The sequence below is a fragment of the Nocardiopsis sp. SBT366 genome (assembly GCF_001083815.1).
In the GTDB taxonomy this organism is placed as follows: Bacteria; Actinomycetota; Actinomycetes; order Streptosporangiales; family Streptosporangiaceae; genus Nocardiopsis; species Nocardiopsis prasina.
The window spans coordinates 1-16,999 of record NZ_LAVM01000015.1 but is presented as its reverse complement, the minus strand read 5'-3'; the positions used below and the strand labels follow the sequence as shown (position 1 = coordinate 16,999).

16 protein-coding genes are annotated in these 16,999 nt (G+C 71.0%); 8 read left to right on the top strand and 8 right to left on the bottom strand.

What is annotated here, in order from left to right:
- From ADX84_RS06540 to ADX84_RS06510, 7 genes are all read left to right on the top strand, one after another.
- On the top strand, positions 1 to 1,212 hold the full coding sequence (locus tag ADX84_RS06540; RefSeq protein WP_049569098.1) for a hypothetical protein: 1,212 nt from the start codon (positions 1 to 3) through the stop codon (positions 1,210 to 1,212).
- On the top strand, positions 1,212 to 2,744 hold the full coding sequence (locus ADX84_RS06535) for a right-handed parallel beta-helix repeat-containing protein (protein ID WP_049569096.1): 1,533 nt from the start codon (positions 1,212 to 1,214) through the stop codon (positions 2,742 to 2,744). The genes ADX84_RS06540 and ADX84_RS06535 overlap by 1 nt, the downstream gene beginning before the upstream one ends.
- 38 nt (positions 2,745 to 2,782) lie before the next feature.
- Entirely contained in the window at positions 2,783 to 3,193 is a 411-nt protein-coding gene (locus tag ADX84_RS06530) for a hypothetical protein (protein ID WP_049569093.1), read from the top strand.
- Positions 3,194 to 3,251: 58 nt separating this feature from the next.
- Complete coding sequence (locus ADX84_RS06525) at positions 3,252 to 3,875, top strand: hypothetical protein (RefSeq protein WP_049569091.1); 624 nt, start codon at positions 3,252 to 3,254, stop codon at positions 3,873 to 3,875.
- 101 nt (positions 3,876 to 3,976) lie between these two features.
- Positions 3,977 to 4,321 (top strand): hypothetical protein, encoded by a 345-nt coding sequence (locus ADX84_RS06520; RefSeq protein WP_049569089.1) that lies wholly within the window; start codon positions 3,977 to 3,979, stop codon positions 4,319 to 4,321.
- A 38-nt stretch (positions 4,322 to 4,359) separates the two neighbouring features.
- Positions 4,360 to 4,674 (top strand): hypothetical protein, encoded by a 315-nt coding sequence (locus ADX84_RS06515; protein WP_049569087.1) that lies wholly within the window; start codon positions 4,360 to 4,362, stop codon positions 4,672 to 4,674.
- Positions 4,675 to 4,964: 290 nt separating this feature from the next.
- The gene (locus tag ADX84_RS06510) at positions 4,965 to 5,177 is read left to right on the top strand and encodes a hypothetical protein (RefSeq protein ID WP_049569084.1); all 213 of its coding nucleotides are present in this window, start codon (positions 4,965 to 4,967) and stop codon (positions 5,175 to 5,177) included.
- Here ADX84_RS06510 and ADX84_RS06505 read toward each other — a convergent pair.
- The gene (locus ADX84_RS06505) at positions 5,161 to 5,955 is read right to left on the bottom strand and encodes a hypothetical protein (RefSeq protein WP_049569081.1); all 795 of its coding nucleotides are present in this window, start codon (positions 5,953 to 5,955) and stop codon (positions 5,161 to 5,163) included. The genes ADX84_RS06510 and ADX84_RS06505 overlap by 17 nt on opposite strands.
- A 180-nt stretch (positions 5,956 to 6,135) precedes the next feature.
- Here ADX84_RS06505 and ADX84_RS06500 point away from each other — a divergent pair, with 180 nt between their 5' ends.
- On the top strand, positions 6,136 to 6,603 hold the full coding sequence (locus ADX84_RS06500) for a helix-turn-helix transcriptional regulator (RefSeq protein ID WP_049569078.1): 468 nt from the start codon (positions 6,136 to 6,138) through the stop codon (positions 6,601 to 6,603).
- A 137-nt stretch (positions 6,604 to 6,740) separates the two neighbouring features.
- Here ADX84_RS06500 and ADX84_RS06495 read toward each other — a convergent pair whose 3' ends face one another.
- The 7 genes from ADX84_RS06495 to ADX84_RS26265 form a co-directional block, all read right to left on the bottom strand.
- Positions 6,741 to 8,756: a glycerophosphotransferase gene (locus tag ADX84_RS06495; protein ID WP_049569075.1), complete on the bottom strand. Its 2,016-nt coding sequence runs from the start codon at positions 8,754 to 8,756 to the stop codon at positions 6,741 to 6,743.
- Complete coding sequence (locus ADX84_RS06490; protein WP_053107258.1) at positions 8,753 to 10,216, bottom strand: bifunctional cytidylyltransferase/SDR family oxidoreductase; 1,464 nt, start codon at positions 10,214 to 10,216, stop codon at positions 8,753 to 8,755. The genes ADX84_RS06495 and ADX84_RS06490 overlap by 4 nt, the downstream gene beginning before the upstream one ends.
- Before the next feature lie 716 nt (positions 10,217 to 10,932).
- On the bottom strand, positions 10,933 to 12,432 hold the full coding sequence (locus ADX84_RS06485) for an NCS1 family nucleobase:cation symporter-1 (RefSeq protein ID WP_234003858.1): 1,500 nt from the start codon (positions 12,430 to 12,432) through the stop codon (positions 10,933 to 10,935).
- 273 nt (positions 12,433 to 12,705) lie between these two features.
- A complete protein-coding gene (locus ADX84_RS06480; RefSeq protein ID WP_049569068.1) occupies positions 12,706 to 13,731 on the bottom strand; it encodes a TIGR03842 family LLM class F420-dependent oxidoreductase in 1,026 nt (341 codons plus the stop codon).
- A 10-nt stretch (positions 13,732 to 13,741) separates the two neighbouring features.
- Positions 13,742 to 15,148, bottom strand: coding sequence for a dihydropyrimidinase (gene hydA, locus ADX84_RS06475; RefSeq protein WP_049569065.1), 1,407 nt, complete (start codon positions 15,146 to 15,148; stop codon positions 13,742 to 13,744).
- 4 nt (positions 15,149 to 15,152) lie between these two features.
- The gene (locus ADX84_RS06470; RefSeq protein ID WP_049569062.1) at positions 15,153 to 15,995 is read right to left on the bottom strand and encodes a nitrilase-related carbon-nitrogen hydrolase; all 843 of its coding nucleotides are present in this window, start codon (positions 15,993 to 15,995) and stop codon (positions 15,153 to 15,155) included.
- A gap of 378 nt (positions 15,996 to 16,373) precedes the next feature.
- Positions 16,374 to 16,999 (bottom strand): hypothetical protein (locus ADX84_RS26265; protein WP_049569060.1); only part of this gene is annotated, 626 nt, incomplete at its 5' end.

The window sequence follows — 16,999 nt, the reverse complement described above, 5'->3', positions numbered from 1 at the left end:
ATGGCCTTCTACCGCTACCAGTTCTGCGACCTGGTCACCGACAGGCCCATCGCCGACCTCGACCTGACCGGCGTGAGCTTCGACCGGCGGATCTGCCAGCCGGGGACGTTCAGCGGCTCGGTCGCGGTCACCGGCCCCGAGACCGCCGAACGCGTCGCCCGGGTGGTGGGTCGCAGCGAAGTCGACCTCGGGCGGGGCCCCGGCCGCACCGTCGTCCACGTGTGGCGCGGCGACCAGATCTGGGGCACCTATCTGATCTGGTCGGCCGAGCCCAAGAGCGACAACCGGGGCCGGGTCACCGTCGACCTGTCCGGGGCCTCCCTGGAGAGCTACCTCTACCACCGTCAGATCCGCACCGACCTCACCCTGGCGGGCGCCGACCAGCGGTGGCTGGCCCGCGAGCTCGTGCGGCGCATGGAGGAGCCCCGGCCGATCGGACTCGTGCCGGTCACTCCGGGCGAGCCACCGGACCCGGAGATTCCGGAGGAGCGCGGCCACGTGGACGGGGCCGCCGCCGAACCCCGGTCCATCACCTACCGGGCCTCGGACGCCGTGTCCTTCGGGGAGGCGCTGGAGGATCTCTCCTCTCGCGTCGACGGTCCCGAGTGGATGGTGCGCACCGTGGTGCGCGCGGGCGAGCGCGTCCGGGAGTTCGTGGTCCAGGACCAGATGGGCCAGGACCGGACCGAGCACGTCTTCACCCAACCGGGCAACGTCGTGGCCTGGAGCTATCCGGCGGACGCCTCGGGAGCCGCCACCTCGTGGCGGGCGCGGGGCGACGCACCGGACGCCGCCCCCGAGGAGGAGGCCGAGCCCGTTCTCTCCCGGACCTGGTCCGACCCCCGGTTCGAGGGCGCGGGCTGGCCCCTGATGGACCGCACCGTGGACGTCCCCGGGGTCACCAGTCCCGCCGCCCTGGACGAGCACGCCCGCTGGTGGGCCGCCCGCTCCTCGGGTTCGGTGCGGTTCCCCCAGGTCACCGTGCGTCTGCCCGATCGCACCACCCTCACCCCCGACCGGCTGGGGGACAAGGCGCGGCTGACCCTGGTCAACGACTGGTTCCCCCTCGTCAGGGGGAGCCCCTCCTTCTCCCGGTCCTGGCGGGTGATCGGAATCGAGGTCACCCCGGCCACCCGGGGCCAGGGGGAGGACACCGCCACGCTCATCTTCGAGGAACCACCCGACACCGAACCCGGAGCGGAGGAACCCTGATGCCCCTGCCCAGCTATCCGCCCGATCTGGCCGGGGAATGGTCCCTCCTGCACCGCAGGGTCCGTTCCACCTTCACCTCCTCCCAGCGCCGGGGACCGGTCCCGGGGGCGGCCGCCCCCGCAGGTCCCGACGGCGGGGGAGCACGCCGGACCATGGCCCTCCCCGAGGAGGGCGCCCCCGCCGGGGTGCGGGACGTACGGGCACTCGGAGCGGTCGGTGACGGCCGGGCCGACGACACCGGGGCGCTCCAGACGGCCCTCGACCGTGCCCGGGAGGACGGCGGCGGAGTGGTGTGGGTCCCCGGCGGTACCTACTCCGTCCAGGCCCCGCCGCTTCGCGTCCACGCCAACACGCGGATCGTCCTGGCTCCGGACGCCGTGGTGCGGCGGGACGGAGAGGGGACCCTGCTCACCAACGGTGACCCCGGCCAGGAGTCGCCCGGCCACGCGGGCCACGGCCGGATCCTGTTGGAGGGTGGTGTCTGGGACGGCAACGGTCTGCGGATCCCCGCCCACGACAGTGTTCTGTCGTTCGGTCACGCGCTCGGGATCACCGTGCGCGACACGGTCATCCGCGACGTCCCCGGTCACCACGCGGTGGAACTCGACGCGGTGCGGTGTGCCCGGATCCTCGACGTCCGCTTCGAGGGGTTCACCGACGCCGGGGGCGCCCGCTCCCTGTCCGAGGCCGTCCGGCTGGGCATGTCCGGACCGGGTTCCGGGTTCGACGAGTCCGGCCCCCACGACTACACCCCCTGCTCCGACGTGGTGTTGTCGGGCTGCTCCTTCGGGGCTTCGCAGACCCCGGGCAGCGGGCCCTGGCCCCGGGGGATCGGGTCCCGCGGCGCCACACCCGGCCGTTCCCACGGGGACATCCGGATCCTGGGCTGCCACTTCGAGTCCTGCTCCGCCGAGGCCGTACACGCCTGTGCGTGGGACCGGCTCACGGTGCAGGGAAACACCTTCCTCGACTGCGCGGGCGGGGTGAGCGTGGTCTCGGTGGCCGACGCCGAGGAGGACGACACCGCACGCCTGGGCGGGGGCGACCCGACCGGGCATCCCCGACCCCTGTCTGACGTGGTGGTCACCGGCAACGTCCTCACCGGGACCGGAGGGCTCCCGGCGGTCCGCTGCGCCGGGCACCCCGGCGGCCCGGTCCGCAACGTCACCGTCACCGGCAACACCGTGAGCGGAACCGGAGGTACCGGGTTCCTCCTCGAGTCCACCGAGGACGCGGTGGTGGACGCCAACGTCCTGAGCGGGGTCGGCGGCACCGGCGTGCACGTTCGGGGCGGCGGGGGACTCAGGGTCTCCGGCAACCGGATCTCAGGGGCCGCCGCGTACGGGATTCGGGCCAGCGACCGGACCAACGGCCTGTCCGTCACCGGGAACGGGGTGGACAGCCGCGACTCCGGGCTGTCCGTCACCGGTACCTGCCGGAACCTGGTGCGACACGGCAACGACCTGCGCGGGTCGGGCGGCCTCGACGACGCCTCCCCCGACCCGGTCACCGACCCGGGCGACCTCGTCTGACCCGCCACCGCAACCCCACCGGACAGGAGACGACGAACATGATCGTCCCGCTCTTCGCGGACGCTGAGGACCTGGTCGTGGAGCACCTGCGCGCACGGCTGCCCGACTTCCCGGACCGGTGGTCCGGGACACCGGTCACGGCGCTCTCCGCACCAGGTTGGGAGCCCGGCGAGGACCCCGCACTGACGGTGCACTGCGAGTCGGCGGAGTCCGAACCGTCCCTCACCCAGCGGGCGGCCGTCCGCGTGACCTCCTGGGCCGACGCCCGCGACGACGTCAAGGAACTGGCCCGCCTGGCCCACGCGGCCCTGTTGGAACACCCCGGAGACGCCGACGTGGTCTCCGTGCGCCCGGTCGACGGCGTCGTCGTGGACGACGAGGGCGACCTGGCCGACCACCGAGCCTCCTTCACGGTGCTGGTCACCCAGCGCCGGGCCACACGGCCATGACGACCCGCCCCGGCGGGATCCGACACACACGATCACCGGCAGAAGGGAGCCATCCCCGATGGCAAGTACCGACAACGCCAGCGTCTGGGCGTACGCGGACGTCTACATCGCCCCGCTGGGCAGCGAGATCCCGCGTGAGGGCCGCCCGTTCAACGCCTCCTGGGAGCAGGTCGGCCTGCTCGACGGGGAGGAGGGCTTCACCGAGACGTTCGAGGTCGAGAGTGAGGACCTCTACGCCTGGGGCGGGATCCTGGTCGCCTCCACCCACAACAACTTCAAGGTGACCCGCAAGTTCCTGCCCTTCGAGGACAACAAGGCCGTCTACGACGTCATGTTCCCCGGCCACGACGTCGAGTTCGGCGAGCGGGGGACCTTCGAGGGCGACATCAACGTCCCCGACCTCCAGGCGAGGTTCATGATCGCCTTCGAGACCCGCACCGGCGACATCCTCAAGCGCACGGTCTCGGCCAACTACGCGCAGGTGGCCGAGCGAGGGGAGTCCACCGAGAACGCCACCGAGATCGCCAAGCGCGAGATCACCGTGGCGATCTACCCCACCGACCCCGTGAACGACAAGGCCACCCTCTTCTACACCTACAAGGGCCCGTCCCGCCCCGAGGACGACAACGGCGGTGGCGACGACGACGGGGGAGGCGGCGGGGAGGGCCTGGGCGCTCTCTGACACCAGACCGGCCGGGTCGGGGTTCGCGCGGTTCACCGGCCCGGCCCCACCCACAACCGCGCGGGTAGTCCGAACACCATCAGTCGAGAGGGAACCGCGCCATGACCGAGAACACCGTCGTACAGGCCCCGGCCGCCCCGGCCCAGTCACGGACACCGGCCACCTCCCCGGCGGCCCGCGCCGTGAGGGACGAGGCCACGGCCGCCCCCGAGCCCAAGCGGCTGACGCTGGGCGGGGTCGAGTACCTGCTGCCCGCCACCTCCGACCAGTGGCCGCTGGCAGCCCTGGAGGGGTTCGAGGAGGGGAAGATCGTCGCCGCCGTCCGCAGCCTGCTGGGAGCGGAACAGTGGCAGAGGCTCAAGGACACGGGGGCGACCCTGGCCGACCTCAACGTGCTCGCCGAACAGATCGCCGCCGCCTACGGGTTCCAGAGCCCGGGGGAATAGCCCGCCTCCTCCGCCTGCTCAGGGAGGCCCCTGACGCGGTGGAGGCGGATCTGGCCCGGTACTACGGGATCGACCTCGGCGACCTCTGGCGCGGGGGACTCACCCCGCGCCGCCTGGCCGTCCTGGTGCGGCACCTGCCAGCGGACTCGGCCACGGTGACCTCCGTGGGCGGTGACGGGTGGACGCTCTCCCACTACCTCCAGGCCGACCTGGTGCACGCCACCACAGGCCAACCGCACCCGGCCGACCCCCGTGTGCGCAGGGCGCAGGAGGAGAAGCTCGCCCGGCTGGCCGAGGCGCAGCAGCGGGCCGAGAAACGGCGGGCGGAGCTGGAGCGCCGACGCCACCGGTGACACCGGGCTACGCGCTGGCCCCGGTGCACGCGGTGTGGTTCGGGGCGGGGCGCGCCAACGGGTGCCCCGCCCCTTCCTCCCGTTCCGGGGCCGTTGCGAAAGGGAGCGCGGTCCGGGTTCTCGAGACCGAAAGTGGCCAAGTGGGTGCGGAAGGCAAACGTACAGGCCGTCGCCTTTCCCGGGGACTCCTGGTGGTGGCACGTGGGAGGAACCTGGGTGCCTCTCTTGTGCTTTCCGATACGGGGTGTTCGGCTGAGGTGCACGGTCTTCGTGAGGCAGGGGAACGTCTGATGGCGGGAGTGGAAATCGGTGCTTCGGTGGGCCTGCGAGCCTGCTACGCGCACATGACGGCCAGTCCGATCGCGGTGGTGCGCTCCGGTGCGCACAGCGTGGCCCTGGTCCGGGCGGACCTGCCCGTGAAGGAGGTGCTCCGGGACGCGGCCCTGCTCCTGGAGCCCGCTGAGCTGCGCCTGTTGGAGTCCTGGCTCAGGGATGGCGCCTGAGCGGCCGGTCGCCGGGACACGTCCTCGACAGGTAGACGTCCACGACATCGCCCAGGCAGTACAGGGGGCGTCCGGCACTGCCCGTGCCCCGGGGCCGCAACCGGCCGCGCCGGGCGTGGCCGCGTACGGAGGCCGGAGTGACCCGGTGCCCCAGGACCTGGAGGGCCCGTGCGGCGTCGGCCGCGGTCACCAGGTGCTCCCCGGCCCCCAGCAGCATGCGCCGTCGCCCCTCGCCGACCGACACCCGTGTCTCGCATTCGGGGCAGCGGGTGCTCGTCGCCCCGGACCTGGCGTAGCAGGGGGTCGCGCAGTCGGGGCACAGACCGGCTATGACCCTGTCCGAGGGCAGGTCGACGGCGCGCTCCGCCTGTTCCACCGCCTCGCAGACCTCGTCGACACACTCCGTTCCGAGTGCGTTCCGGCGCAGCGCACCAGTGTGGCGGGAGAGCCAGGACGCCAGGGCCGACGAATCGTTTCCCGTGGGTCCCGGCACCCCCGGTTCCTGGATGGCCCGACACCAGGCCGACAGGGTGCCCTGCAGCACGGCGGAGGCCTCGGTGATCGCGGGGTCGAAGGCCAGTGGGGTCTCGGTGCTCCTACGGCCGAGGTTTCCCGGCCCGGTGCGCCGCTGTCGGGCCAGCGCCAGGTCCAGGTCCCGGGGCAGGCCCCCGACGACCTTGTCCAGTGCCAGTGTCAGTCGTCGCACGCACTGGGGGCAGACGGAGTCGTCGCCGTCGAGGGGGAGGGTGCAGGTGACGGTAGTGCAGAAGCGATGCATGGGTTCTCCGTCGTGGGGGAAAGTAGACCCAATTTATGCAAAGTATTGCCAAGTTACAAGGAGGGGCTGGTTCCCCGCGACAAGGCAGGGCCTGTTCGCGGCGGGTCCCAGCCGGTGCCGCCTCGGGAGGTGACACCGGACCCTCCCGGATCCCTACGACGCTGACCTAAGGTTGGGGCCATGCCCAAGGACAGATCTCCCGGTGGTTCGCCCGACGCCCTCGACCGGGCCATGTCCGAACGCCGCCTCGCGCTGGGGCTGGGATGGGGTGAGCTGGCCGCGCGCGCCGGTCTTTCCGAGCAGGCGCTGCGCGACATCCGGAGCGGCCGGAGTGCTCCGCGCGAACTCACCGTCCACCGGTTGGAGTCCGCGTTGGGCTGGACGCACGGTTCGGTCCGCGCGGCCCTCTCCGGCGGCGGACCCACCGTCGCGGACACCGAGGGGCCCGACTCCGTGGAGACGGCTCCCGACGACGACGGGCTCTCCTGGAGCCTCGAGGGCGAGGCCGTGTGCTACGAGCTCACCCGCATGATCGACGGCAACCCCTTCACCGCCCGGCTCGTCGTCCGCGACGGACGCCCTCGTGAGCAGGTCGAGCGTGAACTGGGCAAGATCATGCGGATGGCCCGGATCCAGTTGGGCGGCTGACCCGGCCCCGGCCGCCGGACCCCCTCAACCGAACCGAGGGGGAAGCCTGACGTCCGCACACAGGAGCGACGAAGGGCCCGCGCGGCATCGCGCGGGCCCTTTCGTGCTGTCTGGGGCGAGCAGTCTGTCCGGGCCGGTCAGTCGCCCACGGGAACCGGGGTACCGGCCTGGCCGCGGAACGGGTCGGCCGGGATCGGTTCGGCGATCGCGCCGACCGGGAAGTCCAGCAGCGCGCGCTCGTACAGGTCGTTCACCGCCATGGTGAACCGGGTCAGCGAGTCCGGCTCGTCCGGGCCCAGCAGGTAGTGCTTGAGCACCGCCCGGCGATCGGCCAGCGCGTCGCCCTCCGGCTCGCGGGCGGCGGCCAGGACGGTCTCCAGCCCGGCCAGCCCGGGGCGCAGCACGTAGCCCGCGCCCGCGGACGGGAACTGGCGGCGGAACTCGTCGTCGTCGGTTCCCTGCATGTCCACGATCGCGTACGGCTTGCCGCTGGCCACGAAGTCCGCGACCACGCTGGAGATGTCGCTGACCATCACGTCCGACTCGTTGAAGCACGAGAACAGCGACGGCAGCGTGTCCGTGACCACGTGGTGGCGCAGCGGACCGGACGAGGTCCAGTACACGGAGTGCCAGCGGTCCAGTAGATCCCGGTAACCGACCAGGTCCTCGGGGGACAGGTGCTGCTCCGAGGCGTTCTCCCGGAAGGCGTCGATCCGCTCCCGCAGCTCGGCGAGCTCCCGCACGGCCTCGGGCGTCACCGGCTCCAGTCGGCCGTTGGCCTCCCCGATCAGCTCGATGATCCGGCGGTGCGCGGCCGCGGCGGCGGGAGAGCGCCGTCCCAGCAGCGGGTGCGGTTTGTAGATCACCCGGACCGGTTCCGGCCCCCGGACGAGCCGCTCCACCAGTTCCAGCCCGGCGGTGTCCGCCGAGGTGAGGTAGTTGTTGTCGTCCACGCCCTCCCAGGTGGGCGCGTAGATGACGGTCGGCACCACGCGCTGCTCGGGCGGCCGGTGACCCTCCACCGCCACCAGCTGGGGGCGGCCCACCTCGACCACGTCACGGTCGTCGATGGCGTGCCGGACCCGCTCGTAGCGGTCGCGGCCGCCGCGCCCGGCGACCCAGATCTCGTCGAAGATCCGGCTCACGCGGTTGCTGCTGGGCAGCTTGTCGCTGTCGCCGTGGCCGACGAACACGTGCTTGATCTCGGCGCGCTGGATCAGGTGGATGTTCTTGCCGGTATTGCCCGGGTAGAGCGCGACCCGCACCGCCGAGAGGTCCAGCGCGGCCAGGTCGTCGGCGCGCGGCACGCACACCACCGGCAGCGAGGTGGGCTCCAGGTGCGGCAGGTTGCCGCGCTCGCGGAAGATCACCAGTGCGCGCCGGTCGCCCTTCTCCAGGGCGTCCAGCCACATGTTGGCCTGGTAGACGGCGTTCTGCTCACCCACGCCGAAGGTGAAGTACAGGACCACCTCGGGCTGCACCTCGCGCAGCGCCTGGTTGAGCCCCTCGATGACCTCCTCGTTGGAGGGCATCCTCATGTGGGCCAGGAACGCGGGGGCGGCGAACAGGACCGCGCCCAGCGCCAGCAGGATCGTGAGGGCGGCGCCGGTCTGGGCCAGGACGGCGGGGCCGCCCGCCAGGTAGCCGACCGAACCCAGGACCAGGGGGAGGTCGGCCAACAGCAGCCTGCTCATGGGCACCGCGCGCAGCAGGCCGGGGACCTCGGGCAGGCTGAGCCCGGACAGGTCAAGGTTGCGGGTCCTCACCGGCAGCTTGGCCCGGCGCAACACCTGGTGGCGGAGCAGGTCGTAGGCGAGGGTGAGGACGAAGAACGCGGCCACGGTCCCGGCGGTCCACCAGTAGGCAGCGGTGCCGACCGCGTCCAACGAGACGTAGAGCGCCAGAACCAGCGCCTGGCGGGCCAGTGTGCGCACGGTGAGGCCGACCCGGATGCGGCTCAGGACCTTGCTGAGCACGGTGACGCGTTGGGAGACCAGCCACTCGGTGACGTACAGGACCAGCGCCATGGCCCCGAAGAGCCACACCTGGGCCATGGCGACCTCGACCGCCTGGAGGAGGAAGGTCAGACCCATGATCCCGAGCACCGCCAGGGCGGTGCGGTCCAGGCCGAGCCTGGCGAGGTAGTTTTTCACTTGACGCCTTCCCGTTCCTTCTCACGGGTGCCGGCCGGGGCGGGGTTCTCGCGGCGCACGTCGATGACGTGGCCGGTCAGGTCCGAGAGGAGGACGTCGACGGAGGTGCGGGCGACCTGGTCGGAGCTGAGGAGGCTTCCGGCGGGCTCGTCGCCGAAGGCCTTGGTGCGCATGGGCGTCTGGGTGCGCTCGGGGTTGATGCAGTTGATGCGCACGCCGTCGGCGGACCACTCGTCGGCCAGGGCCTGGGTGAGGTTGACCGTGGCGGCCTTGGTGGAGGAGTAGAGGCTGTACTCGGCGCGGCCCCGGGTGTAGGAGCTGGACGTGTACAGCAGCAGCTGTCCGCCGGTCTGCGCCAGATACGGGAAGGAGGCGCGGGCGATGTTCACCGGCGCCAGGTAGTTGACGCGGAGGGTGTCCTCGATCTCGGCCGGATCTGTCTGGTCCAGGCGGCCGATGCGCAGGACGCCGGCGGTGTTGACCACGAAGTCGACCCGACCGGTGGCCGTGTGGGCCTGCTCCAGGGCTCCGGCGACATCGTCGGGGTTGGCGACGTTGGTGCGGGTGGCGCTGCGGGAGTAGCGGAAGACGCGGGCGCCGTGCTTCTCGGCCAGGTCCGCCACACCGGCGCCGATGCCGTAGCTGCCGCCGAAGACCACCACGGTCCTGCCGGACAGCTCGCGGGCGTAGTCGTCCTCGGTGTGCTCGGGGGTGGAGGAGGTGGCGAGCTGGAAGAGCTTGTCGGCGATGAAGATGTCCACCGGCTGGGTGACCTTCATGTTCTGCTCCTCGCCCGCGACCACGTGGATCGGCACGTCGGGCGAGTAGCGCAGCACCACGGAGCAGTCGTCGGTGGCCTCGAAACCGGGGTCCTCCCAGGCGCGCGTGTAGGCGTCGCGGATGGTGGCGAGCCGGAAGGCCTGCGGGGTCTGCCCGCGGCGCAGCCGGGACCTCGTGGGGACGTCGGTGATGAGCTCGTCGTCGACCTCGATGATGGTGTCCGAGGACGGGATGGCCACGTCCACGGCCTCGAAGGTCTCCAGCGCGGTGACGCAGTCCTGGATGACGCGCTGCGAGAGCATCGGCCGCACCGCGTCGTGGAACAGGACGTTGGTGGTGCTCGCGGGCAGGTGGGACAGCGCGTCCAGGGCCAGCTGCGTGGTGGCGTTGCGCGAGGTCCCGCCGGGGATCACCTGCGTGACCTTGGTCAGTCCGGCCCGGTCGACGATGTTCTGGGCGTCGGTGACGAAGCCGGGGTTCATCATGACGATGACCTCGTCCACCCGCTCGGCTCTCTCGAAGATGGTGAGCGTGTGCTCCAGGATCGTCTTCCCTGCGATCTTGAGGAGCTGCTTGGGCGTGGCGAGGCCGATGCGTTGGCCGCTTCCGCCAGCCAGGACGACCGCCACCGTGCGGGTGGCCGGGGCGGGGATGGGACGCGGGGTGGTGATATCAGGCAAGTTCGTCTCCCATGGAACTCGTGGAAACTCTGTGCCCGACCTTGGGGGAACAACGTGCGGTGCTGGCACGTCAGGCCGAGTCGCGGATGACCGTGACGCCCCGATGGGGTGAAGGGTTTCGCGGATGGTGTACTGACGTTCTTCAGGTGTTCACGCACGGTTCGTGCGGGAACTCCACATTGATGACGGCAGGGGGCAGAGCGGGGTTTACGCGCCAGTACGACGTGTTGCCCGCGACGACACGGTGGCGTGAGTGCCTGGAGAGGTCTGCTGGCCGTCGTCCCCACATCCCGTGATGTCCGGAGGATGTGCGCAGATTTCGACGTTACCCCCCTCTGACCACGGAAAACAACGAAACTTGCCGTGCTGTTCGGCACGCTGTGTCCCGTTGGTCGGCCCCTGGCCCGGGCCCGTTCCCGGTGTGTCGCGAGACACACGATTCCGGCGCCGGGCGGTCGCGGAGCGGCGTCAGCCGAACATGAGGAGGCCGTCGCGGGACTCCGGTTCGTTCCTTCGAGCTCGTGCGGAGAGTGGGAGGACGGCCTGCGGCGGCGGGGTCGTGCGGGGAGCGGGAAGAGGGCCTGCGGCGGCGGGGTCGTGCGGGGAGCGGGAAGAGGGCCCGCGGCGGCGGGGTCTCCGGGTTCCGGTGGAAACGACTGAGCGTGCCCTCGTCCGAGGACACGCTCAGTCCGGTGGTCGCCCCACGGGGCGGGGCGTCAGGCGGCGGGTTCGGTGGCCCGGCCCGCGGCGGTGAGGTCGGCCTCCCGCTGGCGGCGGTCCGGGAGGAACCGGCCCAGCCCCCAGTGCAGCAGCAGTGCGCTGACCAGGGCCACCACCCAGCCGTAGTCGGCGAGCGGGGCCAGGAAGCCGATGAACGGGCCGCCGGAGCCCACCGGGAGGTCGGCGCCGCCCACGGCCAGCAGGGCGCCCACACCGAAGGCCACCAGCGCGCGCCAGTTCCAGCCGCGCGAGTACCAGTACTCGGAGCCGCGCGTGTAGAGCGCGGGCAGGTTCACCCGGGTCCGGCGCAGCAGCCAGTAGTCGGCGAGCAGGATGCCCGCGACGGCGCCGAGCAGGCTGCCGACGGTGCCCAGCCACGCGAAGATGTAGACGTTCTCGTCCTCCATGAGCTTCCACGGGAAGATCATGACCCCCAGGAAGGACGTGGTGATCGCGCCCACCCGGAAGCTGAACCAGTTGGGCTTCAGGTTGGCCAGGTCGTAGGCCGGGCCGACCAGGTTCGCGGCGATGTTGGTGGACACGGTCGCCAGCAGCACGACGAAGATCGCGAACAGCAGGCCGATCCCGCTGTCCATCTGGTTCACGACGTCGATCGGGTTCCACAGCGCCGCGCCGTACACGACGGAGGTCCCCGCGGTCACCATCACGGCGATGAGCGAGAACAGCGTCATCGTGGTGGGCAGCCCCAGGGACTGGCCCACGACCTGCGAGCGCTGCGAGGAGGAGAACCGGGTGAAGTCGCTGATGTTCAGGGTCAGGGTCGCCCAGTAGCCGATCACGCCCATGAGCGAGGGGAAGAACAGCGCCCAGAACGACGGGCCCCAGCCGAGGCTGGTCTCCGTGCTCAGCATCGGGCCGAAACCGCCGGCCTCCACGGCCATCCACACGAGCAGCGCCGCACCGCCGACGGCCATCAGCGGCGCCGCCCACACCTGGAGCTTGCGCACGCCCTCCATGCCCCACAGGATGATGGCGACCTGCACCAGCCAGAACAGGCCGAAGGACAGCCACAGCGTCCACGGGTAGCCGCCGAACCCGGCGGCGTCGGTCCAGGAGTCACCGAACAGGCGACCGGCCAGGACGTACACGCCCTGACCGCCGACCCACGTCTGGATGCCGAACCACCCGCAGGCCACCGCGCCGCGCAGGAGGGCGGGCAGGTTCGCGCCGCGCAGCCCGAAGGAGGACCGCGCGAACACCGGGAAGGGGATGCCGTACTTCGCGCCCGCGTGGCCGGTCAGCACCATCGGCAGCAGCACCACGAGGTTGCCCAGGACGATCGTGACCATGGCCTGGCGCCAGTCCATCCCCGCGGCGATCAGCCCGCTGGCCAGCGTCCACGCCGGGATGCTCACGGACATGCTCACCCACAGGGCGGTGAAGCTCCCGGTGCCCCAGGTCCGCTTGGACATGGGGACGGGCTGGAGGTCGTCGTTGACGAACGGGCCGTCGGGGAGCGTGGTGCCCTCGGGCATCGACACGCGGCCGTCGGGGTGGACGACCTGGGACGTTGACTCTGGCGTGGACGGTGGGTGGGACACGGGACACCTGTGTTTCGTGGTGCTGACGGGGAGCGGGTGCGCGGGCGCGGCGCTGGGCCCGAGCGTGTGCGGCCTGTGGCGGGACCCCGGGGCACACCCGAAATATCCGGATCTGATCCAGGCCATCGAATATCTTCGCACGTCATCCGTGTCTTGCTGACGCCGCGCGGACCGTGGGGGAACGGCCCGCGCGGGCGGGGATCGGTGTCAGGCCACGACTTCCCCGGACAGTGCCGGGATGACCTCCCGGCCGTAGGTGTCGATCACCCCGTCCACGTCGTCGTGCATGGCGTAGACCGCGAACTGGTCCACGCCCAGGGCACGCAGCCGCTCCAGCTTCTCCACGTGCTCGGACACCGGTCCCACCAGGCAGAACCGGTCCACGATGGTGTCGGGCACGAAGTCGGTGTCCGGGTTGTCCACCCGACCGTGATGGCTGTAGTCGTAGCCCTGCCGGGTCTTCACGTAGTCGGTGAGCTCCTGCGGCACCATGTCGGACTGCTCGCCGTAGCGGGCCACGAGGTCGGCCACGTGGTTGCCGACCATCCCTCCGAACCAGCGGCACTGTTCGCGGGCGTGCGCCAGCCCCTCGGTCGTGCCGTCGGTGACGTAGGCGGGCGCGGCCACGCACACCTTCACGTCGCCGGGGTCCCGTCCCGCGGCCTCGGCGGCGGAACGGACGGCGCGCACCATCCACTCGGTGAGGTAGGGATCGGCGAGCTGGAGGATGAAGCCGTCCGCCTCGCGGCCCGCCAGTTCGAGCGCCTTGGGACCGTAGGCGCCCATCCAGACGGGCAGGGAGCCCTCGCGCACCCACGGGATGCGCATCCCCGTGCCGTCCACCCGTACCTCCCGGCCCTCGGCGAGGTCCCGGATCGCTCGCATCGCGTCGGAGAGCAGGGCCAGCGTGGCGGGCTTGCGCCCCGCCACGCGCATCGCCGAGTCCCCTCGGCCGATCCCGCAGACGGTCCGGTTGCCGTACATGTCGTTCAGGGTGGCGAACAGCGAGGCCGTCACCTCCCACGAGCGGGTGCTCGGGTTGGTGACCATCGGGCCGAGCACCATCTTCTCCGTCCGGTCCAGCACGCGGCTGTGGATGACGAAGGGCTCCTGCCAGAGCACCACCGAGTCGAACGTCCACCCGTGGGAGAAGCCGTGTTGTTCGGCGCGGACCATCCGCTCGACCAGGAGGTCGGCGGGCGGGTCCGTCTGGAGAACGATTCCGAAGTCCATGTGTGCCTCCTCAGACCAGGTACTGGCAGGTGGACCGGGGCACGTAGGAGCCGTCACCGGCCGAGCCCAGGTAGGAACCCTCGTCCACGATCACGCGGCCGCGTGAGAGCACGGTGCGGGCCCGGCCCGTCACGCGCCTGCCCTCGTAGGCGGAGTAGTCCACGTTCATGTGGTGGGTGTCGGCCGAGAGGGTCTGCTCCGCGTTCGGGTCGTAGACCACCAGGTCGGCGTCGGCGCCCGGCGCCACCGTGCCCTTCTTCGGGTACATCCCGAACATGCGCGCCGGGGTGGCGCAGGCCAGCTCGATCCACCGGCGGCGGCTGATGTGCCCCTCCACCACGGCCTGGTGCAGCAGGTCCATCCGGTGCTCCACCCCCGGCATGCCGTTGGGGATCTTCGAGAAGTCGCCCACGCCCAGGTCCTTCTGCCCGACGAAGCAGAACGGGCAGTGGTCGGTGGAGACCACGGACAGGTCGTTGGTGCGCAGCGCCCGCCACAGGTGCTCCTGGTGCTCACTGGGGCGCAGCGGCGTGGAGCACACGTACTTGGCGCCCTCGAACCCGGGCTCGGCGAGGTTGTCCGTGGACAGGAACAGGTACTGCGGGCAGGTCTCGCCGAACACGTTGAGGCCGAGGTCGCGGGCGCGGGCCAGCTCGGCCACGGCCTCGGTGGCGGACACGTGCACGACGTACAACGGCGCCCCCGCCACCCGGGCCAGCTGGATGGCGCGGTGGGTGGCCTCCGACTCCAGCAGCGCCCTGCGCACCTCCCCGTGGTACCGGGGGTCGGTCCTGCCCTCGGCCAGGGCCTGCTCCACCAGCACGTCGATGGCGATGCCGTTCTCCGCGTGCATCATGGTGAGCGCGCCGTTGGCGGCGCCGCGCTGCATGGCCCGCAGGATCTGCCCGTCGTCGCTGTAGAACACGCCCGGGTAGGCCATGAACAGCTTGAACGAGGTGATGCCCTCGTCGACGAGTACGTCCATCTCCTTGAGGGAGGACTCGTTGACGTCGGACAGGATCGCGTGGAAGGCGTAGTCGATCGCGCAGGCGCCGTCGGCCTTGGCCATCCACGCGTCCACCCCGGAGCGCACGGACTCGCCGGGCCGCTGGATGGCGAAGTCGACGATGGTGGTGGTGCCGCCCCAGGCGGCGGCGCGGGTGCCGGTCTCGAAGGTGTCGGCGGACCGGGTGCCGCCGAAGGGCATCTCCATGTGGGTGTGGCCGTCCACGCCGCCCGGGACGACGTAGTGGCCGGTGGCGTCGATGGTCCGGGCGCCGCTCTCCGCCCAGGCGCGGGCCGGGTCGCTGCCGCGCAGGGCGAGCGCGGCCACCTTGCCGTCCTCGACGAGGACGTCCGCCTCCACTTCCTCGGACGCGGTGACCACGAGGCCGCCGCTGATGAGGGTTCGGGTCATGGCCTTACCCCTCCACCAGCGGCCCGTAGGCGTCGGGCCTGCGGTCGCGGTAGAACGCCCACTGCTGGCGTACCTCGTCGACCAGGTCGAGGTCGAGGTCGCGCACGACCAGCTCGGCGTCGGTGTCGGAGGCGACGTCGCCGACGAACTGCCCGCGGGGGTCCACGAAGTAGCTGCTCCCGTAGAAGTCGTTGTCGCCGTACTCCTCGACCCCGACCCGGTTGATGGCCGCCACGAAGTACTCGTTGGCCACGGCCGCGGCGGGCTGCTCCAGTTTCCACAGGTAGGCGGACAGGCCCCGGCTGGTGGCGGAGGGGTTGTAGACCAGCTGGGCCCCGGCCAGGCCGAGCGCGCGCCACCCCTCGGGGAAGTGCCGGTCGTAGCAGATGTACACGCCGATCCTGCCGACCGCCGTGTCGAACACGGGCCAGCCGAGGTTGCCGGGCCGGAAGTAGTACTTCTCCCAGAAGCCCTTGACCTGCGGGATGTGGTGCTTGCGGTACTTGCCGAGGTACGTGCCGTCCGCGTCGATGACGGCGGCGGTGTTGTAGTAGAAGCCGGGCTTCTCGACCTCGAAGACCGGCAGCACCATGACCATGTTCAGTTCCCTGGCCAGGGCGCTGAACCGGGTGACGGTGGGCCCGTCGGGGACGGGCTCGGCCCAGCGGTGGTGTTCGGGTTCCTGCACCTGGCAGAAGTAGGGGGCGTTGAAGACCTCCTGGAAGCCGATGACCCCGGCTCCCTGGGCGGCGGCGTCCCGTGCGTACTTCTCGTGGGCGGCCATCATCGATTCGGCGTCACCGGTCCACTCGGTCTGTACGAGTGCGGCCCGGACGGTGTTCGGCATGGTCCCTCGCTCCTCTTCGAGCGCCGCCCGGAACACGGGCGGCTCAGAACGCCTGGTACAACCGCGTACGGCCCTTTCACACCGGTTCCCGCTTTTCGGGGGAGACCGTCTGCGAGTGGGACGGCGCGTTGTAGAGGTCGCACCTTAGGTAAGAGGAGAATGGCCGGTCAACGTCCGACATCCGAGGTACTTGGAAAGAAACGGGTGAACCTTATTCACCCCCGTGGCCACAGTTCACCTATGTCCTTTGTGTGGCGAAATCAATTCAGAGGAAGCGACAGGTTTCACCGTGCTGCGGCGGGTGATTTCATGTCTTCGCACACATGACTGAGGGCGACCGGGCTCGGTGCCCGGCCGCCCTCGGTCGGCGGGAGCGGGTCAGCCGGTGACGTCCACCTCGACCTCGTCGCCGCCCAGGAACTCGGCGCTCAGACCCATGTGCGAGATGTCCGAGGGGTCCTCGACGTCGAAGACGATCGGCACGGTCTCGGAGTCACCCGGGGAGACGGCGACGTCCATCCGGAAGTCGTCGTCGAAGTCCTCCGTGGCGACGTAGTCCTCCGGGATGGCCGTGCCGCCGGAGTCGTACAGGTGCTGCTCGTCGCGCCAGAACTCGATGTCGTCGTTGCCGTCCGGACTCACCTGGACGTACACCACGACGTACTCGCCGTAGGGCGTGTACCCCGGGACCTCAGCGCCGACCTCGATCTCCACGATGCTGAAGACCATGCCGTTGTGGCTGACCTCCTCACCGACCCCCGGCATGTCCGGGTTGGAGCGCTCCTCGCTGCCGAGGCCGGTGCTGGTTTCGCCGGCGGACCCGCTGGAGCCCTCGGACTCCGAGCTGCCGCCGGTGTCGCCCGAGGTTTCGCCCGAGCCGTTGTCGCCGTCGCCGGAGAGGAAAAAGACGAGGAGCACGACCAGGGCCACGCCGATGACGAAGAGGCCGCCGCAGCCGAGGCTGATCCACAGCCACGGGCCGCCGCCCTTGGACGGGGGAGGGG